Here is a 24,025-nt window from a genome sequence, read left to right as displayed (position 1 = left end):
GCGCTCTCCACCGGCGCAAGCACTTCCAAGCGTGTGCCTCACAGGACGGTTACACAAGCTCTTCAGAGGGTGCCACAAGACCCTGCGGAGGGGGCGGCTCGTCAGAGAAGCATGAATCGTTGGTTGCGCTTGGCGAAGCTCTGCGGGCGCGTCGGGTCGAGCTGGGGATGACCCAGTATGAGTTGGCGAGGCGCTGTGGGATGCACCGGACCTATGTCGCTGCCGTTGAACGGGGGGAGCGGAATATCTCTATCCTGACGCTCCTGCGGATCACAGACGCATTGGAGAGTACTCCGGGTGATGTCCTTGCCTAGCGGGTAGAGTGTGCTGATGCATTCTGTTCCGGTGCGCCGAGACCTTCCTCCCCATGGCCGAAAAGCGCCAGCCGTACCGATGCCAACCCCCTTCAAGACCTGAAAGGTTTCTTTCTACGCCTGCTAAGCCACAGCATCAAACTCCTCGAAGAACTCCTGCCCGATCGTCAACAGTCTCCTTGATTGAGCCGGGACGACCCTCCGCCCAATCGCAATTGACCATTCGACTCTCTACGCATTCCTTCTTCGCCTATGGGATGAGCAACTTCCAGACGTGGGCAATGCAGGACGGCTATTCACTCACGAATCCGCGGAAGCGGTGTTTAAGCGGCACCGAGTATGTCTCCCGCTGCTGCCCCTTGGCCCGTGAAGATACTTGGGTAGACTAAGGTACCTCCACGCTGTCCTGAGACATGTGGAACGGCACAGTGGTCAAGGTGACTACGCGGCCATCGGGATCGTCGGACATGTCAAGTGCGAAAACTAACTCGCACGGATCGGACGATACAACTGAATCACCTCGCACCCATAGAATGGGCTCTTTGTTCTGAGTGAGTGGAATTACAATTCCATCGCCTGCCCTCACAGCCAGGGGTTCTGCCAGAGTAAATCTTCTCACCTCGATTTCTCCGCAGAGGAGCCTGCCACTGTGAATGTAATCAATCTCATTCTCATAATGGCTCCAGCCAGTCGGGGTCGTATGCTTGACTCTCCACTCAACGGCAGGACCGTATTCCGCCGAACTGAACGGCCTATATATCTCTAGTGGAGCACATCCGACTGCTGCGAGGCCGAGCGAAGTAATTAGCATGGCCTGAAGGAAGCGATGAGTTCGAGAAGTCCTCAGGATTCTCATACAGAACTCCCTCCTGTCTCGGAATCAATGAACCCCAGATTGAGACTGGGTTGCTTCTTTCTCCACGGCGGGGTCTCGGATCCCCATTCAATCATGACTTCTCTGGCTCTCCGATTCGCATCTTGCTCGAGCCATGTGCTGTTAGTACCATTCAGAGCATTGAGAAAGAACCCCGGGACCCCCGCCGGCAAGTACAGAGGCCCCAATTCCCTGCTCTGGGGGACGTGCGAATGCTCATGGACTTGAGTAGGGATTTCGCACCAACGTGCATCACCATATCCCCTCCGGATGTAACTATCTCGGGCAATCTCATCCTCGTACCAGATAAAGGGAGGCAGAGTGATGGCGCCGCCGCTCAAGGGAAGTCCCCCTCCAACTATCTCGATCGTCCCATCATAATCGATAATGTCGACCTTCGCCAATTCCCCATCTCCCAAAGCGAGATTGTAGAGGTTCCCGGCTGATAGGACGAGTCCAGCATAGATGGTCCCAAGCGCAGCCTGGGGGGCACCCCACGTATAGTCTCTCTCCCATTCCGAGAAGGATTCGAGTCCCCACGGATCTCGCCGCATCACCGGATTCCCGCGAACATACACATACTGATTCAGCCCCCCGCCGTATCCGATCGGGTCCCGACTCACAAACCGTCCCAACTGCGGGGCGTACCAGCGGTGGCGGTAATTGTAGAGCCGTGCCGCAGCGTCCCACTCCCGGCCCGTGTATAGCATCCGCCAGCCGACGCTGGATTGCGAGGCAAATCCTTCTCCGGCGGAAGGCTCGGGGCCGAAGCGGGGTTCGAGTTCAGTCTGAGTCGTCAGCGTTCCAGTGAGATCGTAGCCCGCGCCGGAGGTCACTTGCACCCATTGGTCGTTCGAGACAGCATGAACCATCGGCTCACCGTACGGGGAGTACTCGTAGCGCTCGACCGGCTCCAGCGCGAGGAACGGCGTTGTGATCCCGACCGGTGGCCGGACGAGTCTGGTCAGGGGAATGATGCCGCCGGAGAGGACTGAATCCTCGACGACGCGGTACATGGCGACCGGCGATCCGAGGTGATCTCGAATCACGACATAGTCTTCGGGACCTTCGGCGCCAATACGCGATCCGCCAACGGCACTGTCGAGGCCTCCTTCGTGGTAGTACAGCCAGCGCACTGCGGCCGGAACGGTTGGCGTTTCTCCTGTGCCGGGATCCAACTCCGCAGCCAGGTTCCAGCCGTTGTAGATGAACTCGGTGCGATTGAGAACCGTGATTTCGGGTATGGAGAGCGCGACAATACCCTCAGATTGTGCCACAAGCTCTTCAGATGGTGCCACAGCACCCTCAGGAGGGGGCGGCTCGGGCAGAGCCATACGAATTGTCTTCTCGGCGATTCGGCGTCCCGTTGCATCGTACATCCAGCGGTGGATCGCAGGGTCCCCGTTGTCTCGATTGGAGACGGCTGACAGAAACTCTTGCGATAATCCATGGTAGAATTCAGCGCCCGTGGCGGGAACTTGACCAGCGGCCCCGAGCAGATTGTACGAGTACCCGGCATTGGAAATCTGATCGAATGATGGCTCGTCGATCGTAAAGCTTGTATTCAGAGGCAGATACGAACTCGATCCAGTCCACCCGGCATCAGGCGATGCTGGGGCTTCTGAGATCTGTTCCAGATTGCCCTCTGTTCCGTACGTGTAGGTCCAGGTGCGTTTGATCCTATAGGTGGCCTGTGCGGGATCAGTGTATTGCTGGCCATAGCCTGTGCGGTAGTATGTGCGTGTTTCGCTGAGCAAGTGTCCGAATGTGTCGTATTCGAACTCGCGGAACATGCCGTTGATTCGCTCGTCTTCCGCGGTTGTCCCTGGAACCGAATCCGGGAACGTCTCAGTCAGGATGGCACGTCCGTTGGTCGCGTCCCAACCGACGGATGGACCGCCCTGCTGATTGACCGTGCTGATCATCCCCATGCTGTCGTAGGTGTATTCAAACGTGTAGAGGGGGACCTTCACTGTCGTGACAACCAGCCGATCTGAGACGAGCTTCCAAGAGAAATGCTCGACTTTCACGGGACGCCCCGCGCCATCATATTCCGTTTCAGTATTCAGAAGGCCATCCAGATCGCCAGTGACGCTGAAGGTCGGGGAACCTGCAAAGGCTGTCGTGTTGTACTTCTCCAGATGATGCGACTTCCCAGTGGTCTGACCGGCGGCGTTGTAGTGGTACTCTGTATCGCGACCGAATTCAGAGAGGTTCAAGACCGTGGGATCGCTAGGATAGAAGCCAATCTTCTCGAGACGCCCGGCATCATCATAATCGTGCGTTTGGAACAGCAATGTGTCCTCGCCTGCCATCGTCGCTGGCAAATTCGGGCGACGGATGATCTCTGTCGAGAGACGCTCATAGACATCGTAGAAGTAGGCCACAGTCCCAATCTTGCGGGGAGCAGTTGGAGAGCCCCAATCGGAGAGGAGATACGTGCCGACAGCCTCCAGAATGGGATTCGCGGTATTGTAAGTCTGTGCACTTGTCGGGGGCTCGATTCCTGCTGAAACCTTGCGATTCGTCTCAACTCTTGCATCATTGTAGTAGTAGTGCATCCGAACGGCACCTTGCGGTCCGCAGATGATGCGAGGCAGCAGACCGAACTGAGGAACGGTCTCGAATAGCGTCTCGATCAGCTCGACCGTCGATTCTGAATAGCTGGCTCCAAAACGCGTCACAGAGTTCATGGCGCTGTTCAGTCCCAGATTGCTTATCAAGGCCGTCGGAATCACCTCGGGCGTCACGACGCTGCCGGATTGGCAGGACTGAGGCATCGGGGTGAGCGAAATCGTAGAGCCATCCCGACGCTGGATCCAATGCGGCGATCCCAGGGTCGTCGGATGAACGACCGTGTCGACGACATTTGCGGGTGCCTGATAGGCCAACTGTTCCCGATCCTTCACTGCGCGAACAAGACGATCGGTGCGATCCTCGAAGACCGCCTCTTCATACGGGGTGTGGAGCAGTGGATCCGCGCCTGTCTGCGTCTCGCCGACTCCCCACGATTCAAGATTTCCATAGTCATCGTATTCCGCCTCGACGCCGAGTGTTCCCTGAGTCACAGTGCTCGTGAGTCCTTTCCTGAGAACCGACGAAACGCTCTTCAAGAAACCCATGTCGTCGTACTTGTACCGGGTTTCGCTGAGGAAATTCGCTGCGGGTTGGTCACTCGTGCGTACCTCGCGAATTCGTCCACGGCCATCTGCATCAAACTCCGTCAGGGTCGAAACGGCTGGCTGATCAGGGCTCAAGATCACCGTCAGTATGTTATCAAGCTGATCCAGGCCTTCGTAGCTGAAATTCGACGAGAATTGGGAAACATCAGGAATTATGGGGGAGTTCACAGAAACGATACGACCGAGGGAGTCATACGTTGTGACGGGTGATTTGTAGTAAACAGTGCTCTCCGCCTGGTTTGAAACCTGATAGGACTCCAAGCGACCGAGAGTGTCCCACGTCAGACGAATCCTCAGCGAGAAGTCGGTCGTGTTGTAGCCCATGATGTCGATGTCGTAGTAATCTGGAAGGATTGGAGTCCAGTAGTGCGTCTCCAACACGGCCCTGGTCTCTCCCATCTGGCTGACGGTGTATCTATTGGCATGGACTTCTGGTATTTCCGTTGAATCGATGACGACTTCGGTGGTCGAGGCGCCGATAGCGGGACCGCTCAAGAGCTGCTCAGGAGAGGTATCTATCTCGTAAGCCAGTGGGTAAGGCGCGGTGCCTTCCAGGTATGCTGTCCATTCGGTGATCGTGTCGGCATAGCTCTTTGGTACGTAGAGACTCCCCCAGTCTACATCGGCCTTCTGCCCAGTCCAGGTTTCGAACTGGGAGGTACCGATATACGGAAGGGTTCCCGTCACGTAGAGAGAACTCGGGGCAATCCGCCCCAGGGATGGGGAAACGAATTCCGGGTAGAATGTATCAGTCGCGACATCAGTGAGCATCCCACTCACAGTTTGTGTGAGACGGGGCTGATTGTCGGGGCCGCCCTCTGCATAGAGATAGCGTGTCACGAAGATCCTCGGGCGATCTTGCGCGGCCGAGATCGGGGGATTCACGTTGATCGTATCGGTGATATTGAGCGGCTCCGGGTCCACCACGGTGTACATGGCCTCAAGCCTGTCAGGATCATAATCACTGTAATCCAGGTATGTCGCGACCCCGACGGAGTCAGCCCATCCCGCCGCAGAGTCCCTCAGGACAACCTTGCAGAACATTCTGTTGTAGTTCGTATCGTAGTAGCGAATCTCGTTGAGTACGCCATTCTGCTGGCTTACCCGGACTTCAAGCAACTGATTCGGTTCCTCGCCAACAACTTGCCGATCTGCAGACCAGTAGTCCCGTGCATTTCCGGAGTTGGGACCGATCCAGGATTCCGTGTATTCCAGGCCGACACGAGTATCCAATGGACGATCCGTCGTGTCGATATCCTCAAGTTCAAACGACCATCCCATCTCAGACTGAGTCACATCCACATCTTCTTGCAGAGTCGTTTCGTTGTAGATGTAGCTGTAATCCAGCTCGGTCCTGTGGCTCAGGCCGGCGCCATAGGTGTAGTGAATTGACGAACGAAGAAGCCACTGGCCGTTGACGTAGTCTTCACGATAGACGTCATTGACGGGGATGTTTTCCGTGAAGAGCGGAGAGGAGCCGCCACCATTGTAGACCACTCGAGAGATCGGCAGGCCACTCTCATCATGCACCGTGATTCTGTCCACGTACTTGGCTCCGACAGGGCCCATCGGATCCACACCGGCATATTCGTAGTCCAAGTAGGGCCGTGAGTGGTCATTTGGATTGTCGCCAGCGTAATAGACCTGATCGATGTCGCCATTGCTATCGCGCTGAATCACGATGCCCTCAAGAACCGACGGCTCAGTTCCGGAAACCGGCGGAGAGAGCAGTTGGATGCTCGAAAGCCGTCCCCAATCGTCGAAGAGATAGCGGATATTCCCATTGGTTTGATAGGCGCCGCTCCCGACGCCATGGTACGGATTTGTCGAATCGTTGCGACTCTCGAAATTGTCCCAGTAGGGAACAAGGTCCCCGACTACGATACCTTCGCCTGAAGTGCTTACTGCCAGGAGCCCGGCATCCTCGTTGAATATGGAACACTCAACGTCATCGACTGTCTCCGTCCCAGTCTGCATCCCCAGGTTCTTGTTTCCTTGAAGACGGAAGTACTTCCAGCCTGCGGATTCGCCATAGCCAGGTGCTGGCTGGCGCAGAGCGAATGTGGACTCACCACGAAAACACGCACGATTGTAACCATCGTTGTCCTCATCGGGATCGTGCCAGAAGAGCGTTCCGGGAGCGTATAGCGTCGTTTCATAGAAGTCACCCCACCCTGCACCGAGACCCTCGCCACCAAGGCGAATGGGTACCATGTGCACTGGATCCTCGTCGGAGCGGATGTAGATCGGGTTCACATTATTGTCGCAGTCCTCCCCGACGAAGTATGTGCCGCACCATGAATCTGTCAAATCGTAGACACCTTGTGTGGGGCCTCCCACCTGATTGAGCGGCATTCCCATGTACTGGCAGAACGTGTACGAGTTGTAGACTTGGTTTATCGGGTCATATACGGTCGTGACGTGCGATTGGCAATAGGTGCTGGGGTCAAAACCGGCACCGAAGTCCGTTTCTGCCTCCATGCCTGCAGCAGAAGCGAATTCCGGATACATCCAGTTGGCGCTCTTCCGGAAGGGCATCTCTTTGATCGGTCCTGCCGAATATCTGCGAGAAACAATCAATGGAAGCAGCCCCGCGTCCACGTAGAGGTCCACTTCGTCATGATACATCGTACCAGTCACCGGATTGATCGGCTGCCCGATGTTGCAGGCGCCTGGCGAATCGCAGCGCTGAGTGAGATCCCAGAAGTGTTCGAGATTCCATGCACAGCCCATCTCTCGATAGCCGCCGCCGTGCGAATCATCCACGCCCCCGAGTGCGATTTCATTTGAGACGGTGTTGTATGGATCGAATGCATCATTCAGATTACTTACACCGCTGCCGGATCGAATGACTTCGTATGCGTATGCTTCATCCGTCATGCATGACCACTTAGGCCCGGTCGCCTCCCCCCGTTGCACTAAGGCGGTTAGAAACCCTAAAGACAAGCACACCAACGCGGCAGTGGTAAGTTGCTTCTTCATCGATCCCCTCCTGGAACGGCGCAGATTGCAGATGTAAACTGGACGAAATTGAGCGGTTGTTTATATTGAATGCTTGGAACAGCAGTAGATTTTGCTACGGGATGACGCAAGCGGAGAGTCGAGCCTGGGCCCAATTGGCATAAGTTGTGAATTATCAGTTGTTTGAGAAGATTGTTGGACAAGTGCCTATACTTCAAGCGTTGCCTGTATTCCGACTGTAACATGACAGACTTCAATGTCCCGCGCAGCCGTAAGCAGATTTCGATGATCTCTCGATCGTTTCTGAGATATTGGTTCTCTTTCTCTCGTCAGATGGGAGTCGGGGAGAATCTTGAATCGAGCATCTCAGGCCCGCATGTTCATCCCGCGACATTTTCCTGCAGAAATCTCCGTAGGAGGTTCATGGCATCAGGATCCGCCTCCCCTCTGAACGGTACCATTCTCTTGTCCGGAATATGTCCGGACTGCGGTGGGGAATGAGCAGAACTCGTGGGGCTCTGTGGGGTGAACCCAAGTGTCATTCCCGGATAAATGGGGCCCTCTGTGGCGCGTGGATCACTGCGTTTCGCCAATTGGGGGAATTCCAAATCCTGGGGTCGCAGGTTCGAGTCCTGCTGGGCGCGCCACTCAAGATTTACTCCTAGCAGTCTGATGCCGGTGATCGCAGGGGATTGGAACCATCCTGTGCTCGCCGCTTCTTCTTCGCCTACTAGCCCAATGTCTTCGTCGCAACCTCGCTTCGCCTTTCTGCGTGACAGATCGGAGCGGTTCGATGATGACTGTACGAGCCCCCGCAGGGGCGATTTGATGAAGGGGAAGAGCGTATGTCTCGTGAAGCCTTCGACATGTCCCAACTGCCCGAGGATGCGCTGACATCCTATGTTCCTCGCGCAACCGATCCAGACAGCACAGATTCAGATGCGATGACCGCTTCTCTCCTCGCATCCGTCTGGACGCTTGCGCCTGCCACAGCGATGCCTGCGGGCAGCGCCTTGCCCAGTGACGTCCCCCCTGGGGCAGTCCCACACCAGGGCCCTGCAGCGCCGGTCTACGAGCTCGAGTGCGTCATCGGGCGAGGTGGCATGGGAACGGTCTGGCGTGCAGAACAGCGCAGCCTCTCGCGGCCTGTCGCCATCAAGAGGATCACACCGCCCCCCGGGAGCTTGAAGGCAACCCCGATACAGCAGGACCTCTTCCGTCAAGAGGCTCTTGTGGCCGCGCGTCTGGAGCACCCCAACATCGTTCCGGTCCATGACTTCGGACTCGACGAAAATGGCGATGCCCTCATGGCGATGAAGCTCGTGACGGGAAAGCCTTGGCACAAAGTACTCGAAGACGATTTCGAGACGATGCCGGTGCCCGAGTTCCTCGCAAGGCACCTTCCCATTCTCGGCGATGTTGCGCAGGCGGTCGCTTTCGCCCACAATCACGGAATCGTCCACCGCGACCTCAAACCCTCCCAGGTCATGGTTGGAGATTTTGGTGAGACCCAACTCATGGACTGGGGGCTGGCACTCATCGCCCCTGATAACGCCTCTGAGCAGGAGGCGGGCAGGATCGCAAACCTTCACCTGTCTGGCCGCGATTCGGCCACGAACCCAGGCGGCACTCCGGCTCTGATGGCACCCGAGCAAACCGTGTCTGGGGCTCAGGGAATCGGACCTTGGACCGACGTTTATCTCCTGGGAGGCACGCTGTACTACCTTCTGACCGGCACTTATCCCCACCAGGCGGCGTCAGCGGCCAAGGCCTTTGCCAAGGCCGCCCGGGGTGAAATCGTGCCTCCTGAGATTCGGTGCCCGGAACGCCACCATCCACCGGAACTCGTGGAACTCTGTCTTCAGGCACTCAGCTACGAAAGAGAGAAGCGTGTTTCCTCAGCGAGGGAATTCGCCCGGCGCCTGGAAGACTACTTCTCGGGCGCATCGAAACGCCGTGAATCCCAACACCTCTGCGTCACGGCAAGAGAACGACTGGAGGAAGCCAACGGGTCCTACACAAGCCTCAGCCTTGCCCTGGCCGACCTCGGACGCGCCAGGGGTCTGTGGGATGACAACCCTGAGATCCCGCCCCTCTTACAGCGCGCCCTCTCCAACTACACCCAGGCTGCATTGGAAAACGGGGACCTTGTTCTCGCCCGTTTGTATGCGGAACGCATTGCTTCATCACCGGCAGCAGACAAACTTCTCTCGCGCGTCACCGCGGCAGAGAAGCATGCCATCTCTCAGGCAAGGCAGCGCCGCCTGGCGGTCCGTACATCCATCGGCGCATTGGCAGCCATCCTTCTGGGGGGAACGATTTTCTCCCTCCTTCTGTTCCAGGCGAATCGCTCCCTTGCGGACCAGCGCGACCTCCTCGTGCATGCACGAGGCGAGTCGGAGTCTCTCATTCAGTACATGATTTCGGATCTTCGCGCACGCATCGCTCCACTCGATCCAGAGCTGACCGCCCTCCAGGATCTCGCTGCACGCGCCACCGAGCATTATGCGGGGCTGGATATCTCCCTTCTGGCGACCGATGAACTTGAACAGGTTCACGATGGTATGCTCGATCTGGCGCTCGTCCTGCTCACGCAGAGCGCCCTGGACGACGCTCTCTCTGTGGCGGAGCAATCCCTGGAGCTCGCACGGCAGGAGGAGAACAACCAACCCGACGATCCGACGTGGCGCGGACGAGAAGCCAGAAGTCTGCTGATTCTCTCGCGCATTCATCTTGCCAAGGGCGCCGTCGATGCCTGCTGGAGCAATCTGAAGGCGAGCCTCGAAATATACGAGGCTCTCTCCAAACAGGAACCCGCAAATCTGACATGGACAGAAGGGCTCTACCGAACCTGGCGCCTTGCAGCTCAGGTCTCTCTCGACCATGGAGATGACTGGACCGGTATCACCCAGATTCACAACGCCGTTGAGCAGGTGGAGAAGCTGGTGGATGCTTCACCCGAAGACCAAGAACTCCAGAGGGAGTACGCCACGACGCTCTCCCTCGAGGGCTCCCTCCACGTGAGCCTGGATCAGGAGGAGGACGCACGCTCGGCCTATGACGACGCGAACGCGGTCCTGCAGGGGCTTGCCGAAACGCATCCGGAAAGCCCCGAGATTTGGGGCGCATTGGGTGATAACTCTTCGCAACGCAGTTGGTTCGAATGGGACGTAGCCGGTCCCCGCGTCGCGATGGATTTCGCAGAGGACGCTGCCGACCAGTACACCCACGCCCTGAATCTGGATCCATCCAATCTGCCGATTCGGGCCGAACTCGTTGGTGTCTACAGCAAGCTCTGCCGGATGCACACCCGTGTCGACGAGCTGGAAGAGGCAGTCGCCTCAGGAGAGACCGCACTTCAGTTGGCGGAGGAACTTCTGCAGCGCAGCCATGACAACGCTTCCTTCAACGAAAGGTATGCCGAGACTCTCACCAGTCTCAGCCTCGCCCTTGAAGAGAATGGCGATTGGGATCGCGCGGAAGACTTGCGTGAGAAGAGGATCGAAGTCGCAAAATTCCTGCTCGACCAGGATCGATCTGTGACCGATTGGGAGGAGTTGCTCGACCACGCCTACATCGAGCTCGCTCAGCATTTCTACGATCGCGAGATTACGGATCGCGTCGACGAATTCGATGCGCACCGTGCGCGCATCGCGGAGTGGAAGAGGAGAGCAGAGCTTTGGCCGGATGATCCTCGCAGCCGCTCTCGATTGTCGGACGCTTGCCAGAGACTTGGATTCTTGCTCCTCGATTGGGGAGAGATCGATGAAGGGACCAGGTACCTCGACGAATCAGTTTCCGCGTGGGATGGCTTCCAGGGGCAACTGAGCCCCTACGATCAGGTGCGCACGGGCCCAATCCGCGCGCGAAGAATGTGCGCGTGGACTTGGGAGAAGGTGGGTCGCCGAGACAAGAGCGATCCGCTCTGGGATCAATTGGACGTCGACCTCCAGCGGCACTTGGAAGAGGATGGTGAGAATTCTGCCTGGTGGATTGCCGAATACGATGTCCACGATGACCGGAGCGAACTGGCCTTTGAGCGGGGTGAGGATGAGACCGCATTCGATCATGGGAATCGAGCGCTGGCCGCTGCGGCGAAGCTCGTGGAGCTGACGAATTCCGTGCAATGGAAGGCCCTCCTCGCAGGAGAACAGCGACAGCTCGCAAAACGCTATCGTCTCGCGGGGCGAATGGAGGAGGCCCTCGAGCATCTGGAGGAAAGCTACGTCACGTACGACAAGCTCATCGAGGAGAACCCCGAGTTCACCGATTTCCGCCGTGGGCTGGTTGAAAGCTATACCGAGGAACTCCTGGTACGGATGGGGCAGGGAGACTTCGATCGAGTCCAGGAACTGATGGTCCTCTCAAGGGAGGTGCAAAGCACAATCCAGGTCGCCCCCGGGGAAGAAGAACTCGCCGCCTACAACACAGACCGCCTGACAGCCTTGATTCAAGGCGGGGTGGTCCTGGTGAACCAGGGCAACCTGGAAGGTGCGGGCAAAATCTTCGATGACCTGGTCCAGGAAATCCGTCCCCACGCCATCGGAGCCCGCCGCGCCGCGTCGGCCACGACATACCTGAAGGTTGCTGCCATGCGAGCCGGTGGCGTTCACCTTCTGATGGGTCAGACCGAACGTGCCGATGAGACTCTCGGGCTGCTCGACTCCCTATTGAACGACTATGGGGATGATGATCTGGCCCTCTACGAGTCCCTCATCCTGGCAGTCTACGTGCGGCGCACAATTGCGAAATGGCAGCTATCGAGGCTGGAACTGGATCAGGTTGTCCGAAGAGGGAAAGAAATCGAACAACTGCTGGAGGAATCCTCGTTTGCCGCAGCGGGCGATCCGGTTCTCGAACGCCCTCTGGCAGAGATCGCGGTCGACCGGGCTCATGCTCTCTTGCTCCAGGGAAGACTGGATGAGACTGGATCGCTGATCCGGGAAGCCACGGATCGCATCGATGCCGTCCTCGAGCGGTTCCCCGAATCGGCAAACCTGATTCGTCCGCGAGCCCAACTTCTCGCCCTCGATGCCCAGCGGTTGATCAGGCAGGGAGAAACGGACGAGGCAATCGCTGTGGCGCGCCGTGCCCTCGACGATCGCCACGGGATGGAGTCATTGCCAGGGGCCTCCACCCTGTGGCGGTCCGATCTGGCTGAAATCGGCACCGTGCTGGCCGAAGCGCTCCTTGTTTCCGGCGACTTGCAGGAAGCTCTCAAAGAAGCCTCCAAGGCCGCAGAGTTAGCACGAACCAATCTTGAGGAATACCCCTTCCTCGAACCGGCAGAAACCGCCTTGGCCGGCGCCCTCGAACTCACCGGACGAATCCAGTCGCAACTAGGCGATTCCGAAGCGGCGACGGCGACATGGAAAGAAGCTCTCGCATCGCTTCCCCCGCTCGATACCGACCGCCTTTCACTGCGCGATCCGCTTCGACTTCGCCTGCTCCGCCACCTCGGGAAGGATGGAGAAGCAGATACACTCGCGGAGCGTCTTCAGGATAGAGCAATCAGTGTCGAAGAGTGAGAACGAGGAAGCCGCCCTTTCACTGCTTGGAGTGCTGAAGCCATGCTTCAGCCTTCAGTCGTGGCAAGCCATGCTTGCCACGCAGCGCGGCATCGCACTCCAAATGGGTGCTTGTACCAGCAGAAACGAGGCGCTGAATAAGAATCTTCTTTGTGTCAGGGAGGACAAACTCAGATAACGCGCGGCGGTTCTTTTTGCGGGTCGCGGCGGCCGGCCTGAAAGTCGCGCTCTTCTTCCTGCATGGCGCGATCCAGCAGCAGTTCGCTGTCGGAGACGATGCGGGCGCGATCCTTTAACGGAGCCAGCCAGTAATTGGGGATCTGAGCCAAGCCGTGTCGTGCGCCCATCAGTGCACCGACGACGGCGCCCTGCGTATCCGAGTCCCCGCCCAGGCGGACGGCGCGGCTGACGCCCTCCTCGTAGCTGTCGGAGTTGAACAGCATCCACAACGCCATCTGCATCGTGTGTACGGCAAATCCGGTCGTACGCAGATCGGAGATGCGCATCTTCGCGATGCTCTTCAGCGCATTCACCGTCACCTCGGGCTCGTTGTCGTACGGCGCGAAGGGAGAGAAATTTGAGAATTCGTGCAAGGTTTCGGAACTATAGTTCAGCGCCATCTCCTTGAAGGTTGGAGACTGGCGGGTTGCCTCGGCAAACATAATGGCCTGGTCGAGCAGATTCGACGAGAAGCGCCTGTGCAGGCACTGCGCCATGACGAAGCACAACACGAGCGCCGACTCGACGGCTCGCGGATCGAAGTGTGTAATCTGGCTCGCCTTGATGACGTTCTGGACCATCTTCTCCAGGTCGTTCCAGAAGAAGAGGCCAACCATCAGGCAGCGACAGAGCGCCCCGTTGCCGGCCGCGACGCCGCTACTGCGATACCAGATATCGCGAGCGACAGTTTCCCACTTTTCGGGGTCGCGAGAGAGCCGCGCCAGGACTTCATCGGTGTGCGCCCCGAGACCTTTGGGCTTCGTGCGCCACCAGTCGATCAGGCCGCCTGTCAGGTCTGAACCGTCGAACCCACGGGTCGTGACCAGGGACTCGGCGGCGCGGAGGGCCTGCGCGGCATCGTCGGTCCATTCGCCCGGCGCCAGCTTCCAGCGTCCACCGCCCTCCATCCGAGTCGGCTTGTCGCCGAGGCTCATTTGGATGTACGTCGCCGTGCGCAACTCGAAGGGGGCACCGACGGCCTCGCCGACCACCAGTCCGAGCACGGTGCCGAGGAATCGATCGCGAATCTGTTCTGCCAGCACTTGCTACCCCTTCGCCCGCGGCGCGATAGTTGTTCGTTCTCTGAGCAGAGTGGCTTTAGACAGAAGCAGGTCTGCTCACACCTGCAACGAAAAAACGACTGTCTGCATCCTCAATAGACCGCTGCAATCCTGCCGACGGCCCTTCCCGACCCACCATTTATGCTACATATAGTATTCTTGGGCCTCTTTCGGCCCGACGTCCACCTCTTTTGGAGGCTGGTAGTCTTTCAATTCTCCGGCCATGAACGCTGCCAGGGAGGCCGCGCGGCGCTCGTAGGCTCGTTTCTCCTTTTCGCGACGCTCGACTTCCAGTTCTTCGCGCGCTTTCCGAAGAACTTCATCCACATAAACGCCATAGGACAATTTCTTCTCACGCACCTCGAAGTTCGGCTTCTGAGTGATCGCTTTGACGACTTTGTGAACCATGTCGCCTTTGGTTACAGCCGGAATGATCGGATTTCGAGTCATTCGCTGTGCGGCGCGCAATTGCGATTCCGGCTCATTCCGATGGGAGATGAAGACGACTTCCGTATGGGCCAGGCGCGCATTGCCCTGGAGCAGCGAGGCAATCTGCACGCCGCTGTATGTCTTGCCCTGAATCCGCATGATTACGATGTCGGGCTGGAAGCGTGCGATGATCTCGACGGCCTCGACCGGATCCTCCAACGGAAGGTACTCGGCGATACCCTTCAGCCCCTCGGAGAAATGCGCGAGTTCCGGCCGCTCGTCGATCATGCACAGCGTTCGGGGTCGCTGCCCCGATGACGCACTCTTCTTCAGGGCCTCCGCCGGGATCGGCCGGGGAGGACGAAGCCGGGGCGCGGGCTCTGGCTTCTTGGGCTCCTTCGCCTTTGGAGTGGGAATCGGTTCCTCGCGCGGCGGCATCACCCGCGGCGGGGGAGAGGCGGGTCGCTCCGCATCGAGCAGCGGCTTGATCTTCTTTGTGGGGGCGACGTCTTCCAGTTCCTCACCCGAAGACGGCTGAATCCTTCGCTCCTTCTCGGCGCTGCCGGCGCCGAAGACCCGGCGTTTCTTCGATTCTTCGGTCTTTGGCTTTGGCGGCTCGGGCGATGGAGTCGGCTCACGGCGCTTCTCCTCCTCGTGCCGTGCGCGTTCTTCCTTCAGGCGATCCTGAGCGCCCGCGCCGATGGTGATCGGTCGAGAAGCTCGCAGCGGCGTCGAGTCGATCCGTTTCAGCTCCCGCATGTTGAACGTCTTGAGCCTCGGGACGCGGCGGTGGTCGGTGAAGAAGCTGCGAATCTCCTCGACCAGTTCCTGGGTCTCGAAGGGCTTCTCTACGAAGCCCTCGGTGTTCATGTCCGAGGCTTGCTCGCGGACATCGTCGGTCGTCATTCCGGTCAGGAAAAAAACCGGGGTATCGCTGAACTGGCTGTGTCGCCGGATGGCTTTCAGCGTCGCGAACCCGTCCATCACCGGCATACGGACATCCAGCAGGATCAGATCGGGTTCATAGCGCTCGATCTTCTCGAGGGCGTCCAGGCCGCTTTTTGCCTGGACCATCTCGAAATCGAGCTGCAGCAGCCCGCAGATCACGAACCGAATGTCTGGATCGTCGTCGACAACCATGATGCGGTACTTCGACATGAAACGCGCTCACCTGCGGAATCGGCCCGGGCGCGTGCTCTCTCCCGGGCGGTGCTCAGTTCTCGGAACGCATTGATGAAACCCTGAAATCGCGAGAGCCTGCAAGCGTTGATTAGCGCACCAGCGTCCCAGCCGCATTGCGCAGCAGTTTCATGGCGCGATTCATGACGCCGGGCTCTTTCTGGGGCAGCGGGGTGGGGGTGGTTTCCGGACGACGTCGATTTGCCGGAGCAGTCTCATCGCGGGACCAGCGTGGATCCTGAGCCCGAGCGTCTGTTCTCACAGAACTCGGCTCGGCGCCGGCCCGAATGGTCAGACCTGTGTAGTTGACCCCCAGGCGACCGCCCGTGCCGGGAATCAGCTCGTTGGCGGCGTCGGCAGGCAGCGCATCGAAGGCATTCCGGATGCCGTCGCCGTCGATATCCTCATCGCAGACGTCGCCGATCCCATCTCCATCTGTATCGGCCTGATCGGGATTCGCTCTCCGGAGACAATTGTCCAACCCATTCTCAACTCCGTCGCCGTCGATGTCGTGATCGACCACGTCGCCCTTGCCGTCTCCATCCAGATCTTCCTGACCGGGATTCGGAACGTATGGCGCGTTGTCTTCCCAGTTCGGGACATTGTCGCCGTCGATGTCGTTGTCACAGGCATCGCCCGTGCCGTCGAGGTCGAAATCTTCCTGGTCCGGATTGAAGATTTCGGGGCAATTATCAAGGCTATCGACGACCGTATCGGCGTCGCGATCCTGTTTCACTCGCTCAAGCATATCCACCGTTTCGGGCTCGCCGAGGGAAGCGGCGGCCCAAAAGACCAGCAGAATCAGTAATGGTAATCTTTTCAACAACATAGCTAGGACGCTTCTACTTCTCTTCGTGGTCCACTGCAACTGCCAAAGCCGCCCGCCGCACGGCCTTGGCTCGCCCGTTTGTCTCTCACGTTCTTATACGCAATGTGGGGGGTGTTATTCACGCCAATTCTGAGTTTTTGCGATAAATCGCAAAACAAATTATTAGGATACCTAATTGTTCGCTTGACGAGGCCTGCCTGATGTCCGAAAGCTGCCCGCGAAAGCGATCGCGAGGAGCGAAAGATGGCTCGAAAGAAACCACAGGATGAATTGCTCGGAAAGGCACGCGTCGTGCAAGTCAGCACGCAGCGAATTCGCACGTTCTTGCTGCGCGGCTCGCACATGGATCGCGCCTGGAAGGGGCTCCCCAAAGAACCCACATTCGGGCAAATCCGGGCCATGCTCGCGCTGCACACCGTGGGCCCTTGCACGTTGAAAGTCTTCGCCGAGGCCATCGGTGTGAGCGGACCGACCGCCTCGGAGAAAGTCGAGCGGCTCGTCGAAAAGGGGCTCGTGAAGCGCTGGCGGAATCCGGACAACCGCCGCGAAGTCCTGATCGAGCTGGGAGATGAAGGGCGGAAGCGAATCGCGGAGCACGAGAAGATCGTGCTCGGACACATCTGCCAATTGCTGGAAGCGATTGGGCCGGAGGATGCGAACTTGATGGTAGAATTGACCGAACGGATTGCTGCGGCGATCGATCGACTTCCTTCTCGCGGAGGTAAGAAGGCATGAGTAGCGAAGAACCCCGCACGAACGGGACGCAGCATCCCGTGGAGGAAGTGCCCCATCACCCCCTCTGGGCTCGAATGGGGCTTGTCGTCATCGTCCTGATTTTCGGGATTGGGGCGATGGCCGGTCTTTCGGCTCTGCGACAGGAGCCGGAGTCGAGTCAGCCGCCGGAGCATCGTCTCGCCGCCAAGGCCTTCCAGGCCATGCCGCAGAATGTACAAACAGAGATTTCCGGATTTGGAACGGCCCGGCCGATCCGGACCGTTGCAATCAGTGCCGAAGTCTCCGGCAGGATCGAAAGCGTGCATCCGAATTTGGACGTCGGCAATGTCATCCCGGCGGGCGAAGAGCTCTTCACGATCGATCCGCACGACTACAAGCAGGCGCTCGAACAGGCAGAAGCGGAAGTCGAACGGCTTGAGGCCGAGTTGGATCGCCTGGGCCGGGCGCAGGTGAATGACGAGCGCCAACTCAAGATCGCCAACGAAATGGAAGAGTTCTCTCGCAACGAATACGATCGAATCAAGGATCTCGTTGCGCAGGGCGGCGTGGAGAGCAAATCGCGCCTGGATACCGCCGCGCTTTCGTTGAACCGGCAAATTCAGGAAGTTGTGCGGCTGGAGAATTCCCTGGCGATGTATCCGTTCCAGGAACGGCAGACGAAGGCACAGCTTCGGCGCGCCGTCGCGCAGAAGGAAAACGCCGCGCGAAACCTTGAACGCAGCCACGTCACCGTGCCGTTCAACGCGCGCATCGTCAGCCAGTCGATCGAGAAGGACCAGTACGTGATGCCTGGACAGCAGGCGCTTGTGCTGGCGGACGACTCGGCTCTTGAGATACCCGCATCCCTCGACAGCCGCGACGTCAGCGGCTGGCTCGGGCTGGAGATTGCGCCGGACGATGCGCACTGGTTCGGCGACGTCCCGGATCGCGAAGTGGAAGTCCGCTGGAACGATGATGCCCGAGGCGAGGTCCACACCGGACGCCTGGCGCGCGTTGAGAAGTTCAATCCGCAGACTCGGACGTTCACCGTTGTCGTGCGAGTGGATAAACGTAGCGACGCGGAGTTGGCCTTCCCGCTGGCGGACGGAATGTTCTGTTCGCTCACCATCCCCGGAATCGAAGTCAAGAACGTGTACGTGGTGCCGCGCGAAGTCGTCGACTACGACGGCACTTTATTGCTCGCCAACGATGGTCACCTGGAAACGCACAAGGTGCATGTGTTGCGCTATCAGGGCGATTATGCGCTGGTGGACAAAGGCCTGAAAGAAGGCGATATTGTCCTCACAACACGTCCGCCGCGCGTGATCGACGGATTGGCCGTGGACGTTGAACTGCAAGAGGCGCCTGCTCTATGAGAAAGATCATCAGCCTCTTCGTCACGAACTCGGTCTTCGCGAACGCGTTGCTCTTCCTGATTATGGCCTCCGGCATTTTCTCGGTGGTGACGATGCGCCGCGAGATCCTGCCGAACTTCGCCGTCGATACGATCCAGGTCAGCGTCCCCTATCCCAGCGCCGGCCCGGAAGAAGTTGAGGAAGGCATCTGCCTGAAGATCGAAGATGCGATCGAGGGCCTCGACGGCATTAAGGAATACAACACGATCGCCTCCGAAGGGATGGGCTCCGCGACCATCGAGGTCAAAGAGGGCGAAGACGTTCAAACTGTAAAGGATCGCGTGGCGGATCGCATCAATGCGATCAATACATTCCCCGAAGAGGCCGAAAAGCCGACGGTTTCCGAGGTGCTGGTCGAGCGCACGACGTTGCTGATTTCAATCGCCAGCGACGAGATGACCGAGCGGCAGTTGAAGGAGCTTGCAGAGGAGATCAAAGACGAACTCGTCGCCTTACCGGAGATCTCGCAGGCCAACGTGGGTGGCACCCGGCCGTATGAGATCTCGATCGAGGTTTCCGAGGAACAACTCCGCAAGTACGGCATCACCTTTGCCGATATCGATCGAGCCGTTGCGTCTGCCAGCATGAATCTGCCCGGTGGCGACTTGCGGGGCGAGAAGGAACGCGTGAAGGTCCGTACGCTTGGGCGGCGCTACACCGGTAAGGAATACGCTGACATTGTCGTGCTCGCACAGCCGGATGGTACGGTGATTCGACTCGGGCAGATCGCCGACATCAAGGACGCGTTCACCGAGGACGAAGTCGTCACGCGCTTCAATGGTCGGCGTGCCGTTTCGGTTTTCGTCGTAAATGGTGAGGATGAAGACGCAATTCTGATCGCCGAGGCCGCGCAGAAGTACGTCGCGCAGAAACAGAAAGAACTGCCCCCGTCCGTCACGATGACCATTTGGGGCGATAGCTCGAATTTCATCCGAGATCGTATCGATCTGCTCGTCCGCAATGGTCGCATCGGCCTCGTTCTCGTGTTCATTCTTCTATGGCTCTTCCTCGATCTGCGACTGGCGTTCTGGGTGTCGATGGGCATTCCAATCTCATTCGCGGGCGGCATCGCCGTCATGTATGGATTGGATGTGACCATCAACATGATCAGCCTGTTCGCGCTCATCATGGTATTGGGTATTGTCGTGGATGATGCGATCGTTGTGGGTGAGGCGATCTACGTCCAACGAAGAAATGGCGTGGGACCACTGCGTTCTGCTGTCGATGGCACCGTCGAGGTCTTCTGGCCCGTTGTCGCAGCGGTTATCACGACGATCGTTGCATTCATTCCGCTGCTCTTCATCAAGGGCGTCATGGGCAACTTCATCGGTGTGATTCCCACGGTGGTGATCGCGACGCTCTCCGTTTCCCTGGTCGAGGCATTGATCATTTTGCCCGCTCACCTGAATCATCTGCCCGACATGTCCCGTGGCGCGGAGAAGACGTTGCATGGCGTTCGGGCTATCCCTGTGCGCATTCGGAAGTTCTTCTCCGATGGCATCGAGTGGGTAATCCTGCATGTCTATCGTCCCTCGATGAAGCACGTTCTGTCGTGGCGCTACCTGTCGTTGGCCGGCGCGATTGCAACACTCTTCCTGACCGTCGGACTCGTACGGGGCGGTTTCATCAAGTTCATCTTCTTCCCGCAAATCGACTCCGACTTCATCACGGCGAACGTGGAGTTCCCAGAAGGCACACCGCTGGACGTGACGGGCGACGCAGTTCTTCGCCTCGAAGAAGCACTGAAGCGTGTCGACGAGCGCTTCGATACCGAGACGGGCGATTCGCTGATACTGGCGATGGAGTCGTCGATTGGTTCCAGCCGAGGTTTTGAGTTTGAGAACATCCGCACGGACGGCTCGCACAAAGGGGAGATCCGCGTGGAACTGCTCGGTTCCGAACAGCGTGGCATCTTCTTTCAAGACATTACGCGCGCCTGGGAGGAAGAAGTCGGTCCGATCACCGGGGCCACATCCCTGACGATCAAGGGCATGAACGGCGGACCGGGCGGAAAGCCTATCGAAATCTGGTTGCTTGGCGACGACATGGAGACGCTGCAGGCTGCGTCGGAAGCGCTGAAGAACAAGCTTGAGCAGATCGCCGGCGTTTATCAGATCGAGGACGATTTCCGCCCCGGCAAACGAGAGCTTCGTGCCCGTCTGAAGCCAGAGGCGCACACGCTCGGACTGACGACAGCATCGCTGGCAAGCCAATTGCGCTCCGGCTACTACGGCGCGGAGAGCGTTCGCGTTCAGCGCGGGCGTGACGAAGTGAAGGTCTACGTGCGCTATCCTGGCGATGAGCGCCGCAATCTTGGAGATGTCGATCAGATTCGCATCCGGACGCCATCGGGCGATGAAGTTCCGATTGCTTCGGTTGCAGACTTGAGCGTCGAGCCAGGCTACACGACCATTCGACGCAAGGATGGTGAGCGTCGTATCACCGTTTCGACGGAGGTCGACACGGCGCAGGTTACTCCCGGTGACGTGTTGGATCGTGTGCGGCGGGAGTACTTGAGCCAACTACCGAAGAACTTCCCAGGTGTCAGCGCCAGCCTCGAAGGCCAGCGCCGCGAGCAGGCGGAGTCCTTCGGCAGTCTGAAGCTTGGCGGCCCGCTGACGATTCTGGCGATCTACCTGATTCTCGCGACGATCTTCCGTTCGTATTTGCAACCATTGATCATTCTGTTCACCATTCCGTTTGGGATCATCGGCGCCGTGTTCGGCCATATGGCCTTGGGCTACGACCTGACCATCATGAGCGTCTTCGGTATGGTGGCGCTTGCCGGAGTTGTTGTGAACGATGCGATTATCTTGATCGAGGCAATCAACCATCGACTGTCGGAAGGGGTCCCATTCTTCACGGCGTTGCTGGATGGTGGTTGCCGGCGATTCCGTCCGATTATTCTGACCTCGACGACGACGGTTGGTGGACTGATGCCGCTGCTGCTCGAGCGCAGCATGCAGGCACAGTTCCTCATTCCTATGGGTCTGACGATCGCCGCGGGCGTGATGTTCGCCACGTTCCTGACGCTCGGCGTGATTCCGTGTTTGCTGTTTATCCTGAACGACATGCGGCGGTTCTGGGTCTATCTGAACACAGGCCGTTGGCCCGAATGCGAAGATGTCGAACCCGCCGCCGGCCGCAAGGCGATTGAAGAGGAACTCCACGAAGGCGAGATCACCGCGCATACGGTGTAGTTCTCTTCGCTCTCTGGCAATTCAAAGAACGGCGCGCCTCTGATTGGGGCGCGCCGTTTCAACTCACACCAGGTGGGCATGTGCCTCTGGGGCTTGAGCACGGAAGCTCAAGTCACCTCGCGATCAGTCTTACGTCATCTGCTCTTCAACGATTCAATCACAAAGGCCGCCATTGCCGTGGCGAGAACTCCCAGTCCACGCAGCATGGAGATGGCGTGGAGAGCTCCGAACCGGCCGCGTTCTGCATCCGGCGCAGCGGAAACGGAGCCGAACTGGGCAGCCAATTCACTCCGAAGATTATGAATGGCCGGCGTGATCAAGGCCATCTCGACAATCGTCAGAATCAGGGCCACAACCAGGAAGGCGAAAATCAACTTCGCCGCCCGGGGCCACGGCTTCCCCCGACGAATCAGGATTTCCAGTACAATCAGTACAATCGCCGAAATCAGAACGACCCAATCGAGAATACCAAGCATCTGGCCCGCTATGGTTCCCGCCATGGAAGAACCGATTTCCTCCGCGTGCGCAAAGACGCTGGTTGTGCCGATGAAGAATACGCCGATCAGGCAACCGACCAGGCAACCGAGGATCAAACGCCAGAGTGTTCTCATGCCGATTCCTTCCCGCGGGAGTTCCGCTTAACGACACTGGCCTCCGTTGCCGGAGGCCAGTGCCGCAATGAGGATTTGGTTCGGGGATAGTCTTTAGACGGTCTTGCGGTTTACGATCGGGCAGACGTTGCGCGTTTCGATCTCGTCGGCGCTGGTGGCTTCGACCGGGAATTCAATCGTGCCATCGGGCAGCGCCATCCGGATGCGGAACGTTCCGTCGCTGCTCAACTGAATCGGGCGGCCCATCAGCTTGACCTTCGCATCCGGCTCGGTTGCGCCGTAGACGATGACGTCCACGCCGACTTCCAGCCAGAAGTCGCGGCCACGCTGGCCAACGCGGTGGACGACGCCTTCGGAGTAGTTCTCGCTCGACCCGATGCCCATGGCAGCAAGCTGGCCGCTGAAGCTCGAATCGCCGACGTTTTCCATCAGCTTCTTCTGCAGCACGTGGACGAACTCTTCGCTGCCCATGTGCGTGGTGATTTCGGTGCCGCCGGACAGCTTCAGAATCTGGCGGTAGACGTCGCCACTCTGCGGCGCCCAAACGGAATCTTCTTCCTCCGAGATGCGCGGTTCTGGAATGTCCACGCCCTGCGAGCGCGTGATCGTCTGGAACGTGCCTTCCTCGGTGATTGTGCCGAGGTCGACGACCAGGCGACGGCCGGCGCGCGGCACGCGCACGTACCAAGACGACGTGTAGTCATTCACGGGCACATCGAGCGTCGACACGGCGTTGTTGCCGGAGAAGTCGACGCCGGTTACATCGTACAGACGGAGCAGCAGTGGCCGATTGTGGCGGCCGCGCTGCAGACCCAGTTCGGCGCGGGTCGCATTCGAGATTTCCCAGAACACATAGATCCATTCCGGATCGCGAACCAGGACGGAAATCTTGGTCTCGCCGTACTCGAAGGGAAGTTCGACTTCGTAGTCGGCGGGGCCGGTCTGCTCGATCTGAAGGCTGGCGCGGCGGGCATCGTCGCGCTGCTGCAGATACCAACTGCTGCCGGTGACGGGAGGAGCAACGGCGTTGCGCTTGGGTGTCGGCAGGATGGAGCCGCCATCGAGCTTCGGGGCGACCGGGGACGCCGCGGAGGCTTTCTTGGCAGCAGCCTTCTTCACCGGAGCAGCCTTGCGGGCCGGCGCGGCGGTCGGCGCCTTCGCGGTCTTCTTCACGGTGGCCTTCTTCGCAGCCGCCTTCTTGGTAGCTTTCTTGGCCGCAGCCTTCTTGGCAGTCGGCTTCGCCGCCGCCTTCTTGGCCGGGGCGGCCTTCTTCGCCGCTGTCTTCTTTGCTGCTGTCTTCTTGGCGGTCGGCTTCTTGGTTTCCTTCTCCGACGCCGTCACCTTGGCCTTGGTCTCGTCGGCCTTTGCCTTGCTCGTCTTCGAAGTGTTTTTCTTAGCCATGATCTTTCGATTATCTCCTTGGACTTGCCGAGGCGGGCCCGAGGGCCGCACCTCCCGTTACGTTTCTCTCTGACACGGTCCTTCGATCCGGATGTTTCGGAGCTGGGC

General features: G+C 58.7%; 11 protein-coding genes. 5 read left to right on the top strand and 6 right to left on the bottom strand.

Annotated features, from left to right (window positions below):
• Window positions 1–119 precede the first annotated feature (119 nt).
• Window positions 120–314 carry a helix-turn-helix domain-containing protein gene (locus KQI84_04620; protein ID MCB2154146.1) on the top strand — a complete coding sequence of 65 codons (195 nt, stop codon included), beginning with the start codon at window positions 120–122 and terminating at the stop codon, window positions 312–314.
• An 852-nt stretch (window positions 315–1,166) separates the two neighbouring features.
• On the opposite strand, the gene KQI84_04615 is transcribed toward KQI84_04620, so the two are convergent.
• Window positions 1,167–7,250 (bottom strand): RHS repeat-associated core domain-containing protein, encoded by a 6,084-nt coding sequence (locus tag KQI84_04615; GenBank protein ID MCB2154145.1) that lies wholly within the window; start codon window positions 7,248–7,250, stop codon window positions 1,167–1,169.
• A gap of 926 nt (window positions 7,251–8,176) precedes the next feature.
• Here KQI84_04615 and KQI84_04610 point away from each other — a divergent pair.
• Window positions 8,177–12,859 (top strand): protein kinase, encoded by a 4,683-nt coding sequence (locus KQI84_04610; protein MCB2154144.1) that lies wholly within the window; start codon window positions 8,177–8,179, stop codon window positions 12,857–12,859.
• Between the two features lie 170 nt (window positions 12,860–13,029).
• Here the strand turns inward: KQI84_04610 and KQI84_04605 are convergent, their stop codons facing one another.
• The 3 genes from KQI84_04605 to KQI84_04595 all read right to left on the bottom strand — a co-directional run bounded on the left by KQI84_04605 (window position 13,030) and on the right by KQI84_04595 (window position 16,576).
• The gene (locus KQI84_04605; GenBank protein ID MCB2154143.1) at window positions 13,030–14,121 is read right to left on the bottom strand and encodes an ADP-ribosylglycohydrolase family protein; all 1,092 of its coding nucleotides are present in this window, start codon (window positions 14,119–14,121) and stop codon (window positions 13,030–13,032) included.
• Between the two features lie 162 nt (window positions 14,122–14,283).
• Window positions 14,284–15,726 carry a response regulator gene (locus KQI84_04600; GenBank protein ID MCB2154142.1) on the bottom strand — a complete coding sequence of 481 codons (1,443 nt, stop codon included), beginning with the start codon at window positions 15,724–15,726 and terminating at the stop codon, window positions 14,284–14,286.
• A 112-nt stretch (window positions 15,727–15,838) separates the two neighbouring features.
• Window positions 15,839–16,576 carry a thrombospondin type 3 repeat-containing protein gene (locus KQI84_04595; GenBank protein ID MCB2154141.1) on the bottom strand — a complete coding sequence of 246 codons (738 nt, stop codon included), beginning with the start codon at window positions 16,574–16,576 and terminating at the stop codon, window positions 15,839–15,841.
• Between the two features lie 243 nt (window positions 16,577–16,819).
• Between KQI84_04595 and KQI84_04590 the strand changes: the two genes are divergently transcribed.
• The 3 genes from KQI84_04590 to KQI84_04580 are packed head-to-tail and all read left to right on the top strand — an operon-like array spanning window position 16,820 to window position 21,905.
• Complete coding sequence (locus KQI84_04590) at window positions 16,820–17,311, top strand: MarR family winged helix-turn-helix transcriptional regulator (protein MCB2154140.1); 492 nt, start codon at window positions 16,820–16,822, stop codon at window positions 17,309–17,311.
• Complete coding sequence (locus tag KQI84_04585; protein ID MCB2154139.1) at window positions 17,308–18,666, top strand: biotin/lipoyl-binding protein; 1,359 nt, start codon at window positions 17,308–17,310, stop codon at window positions 18,664–18,666. Before KQI84_04590 ends, KQI84_04585 begins: the two co-directional genes overlap by 4 nt.
• Complete coding sequence (locus tag KQI84_04580; GenBank protein ID MCB2154138.1) at window positions 18,663–21,905, top strand: efflux RND transporter permease subunit; 3,243 nt, start codon at window positions 18,663–18,665, stop codon at window positions 21,903–21,905. The genes KQI84_04585 and KQI84_04580 overlap by 4 nt, the downstream gene beginning before the upstream one ends.
• A 134-nt stretch (window positions 21,906–22,039) precedes the next feature.
• On the opposite strand, the gene KQI84_04575 is transcribed toward KQI84_04580, so the two are convergent.
• Together KQI84_04575 and KQI84_04570 are read right to left on the bottom strand one after the other, a co-directional pair.
• Window positions 22,040–22,516 carry a DUF4149 domain-containing protein gene (locus KQI84_04575; GenBank protein MCB2154137.1) on the bottom strand — a complete coding sequence of 159 codons (477 nt, stop codon included), beginning with the start codon at window positions 22,514–22,516 and terminating at the stop codon, window positions 22,040–22,042.
• 93 nt (window positions 22,517–22,609) lie between these two features.
• The gene (locus tag KQI84_04570; protein MCB2154136.1) at window positions 22,610–23,917 is read right to left on the bottom strand and encodes a DUF4912 domain-containing protein; all 1,308 of its coding nucleotides are present in this window, start codon (window positions 23,915–23,917) and stop codon (window positions 22,610–22,612) included.
• Window positions 23,918–24,025: the final 108 nt, after the last annotated feature.

Source organism: bacterium, assembly GCA_020444065.1.
GTDB lineage: Bacteria > Sumerlaeota > Sumerlaeia > SLMS01 > JAHLLQ01 > JAHLLQ01.
This window is presented reverse-complemented; position numbering and strand designations above follow the sequence as displayed.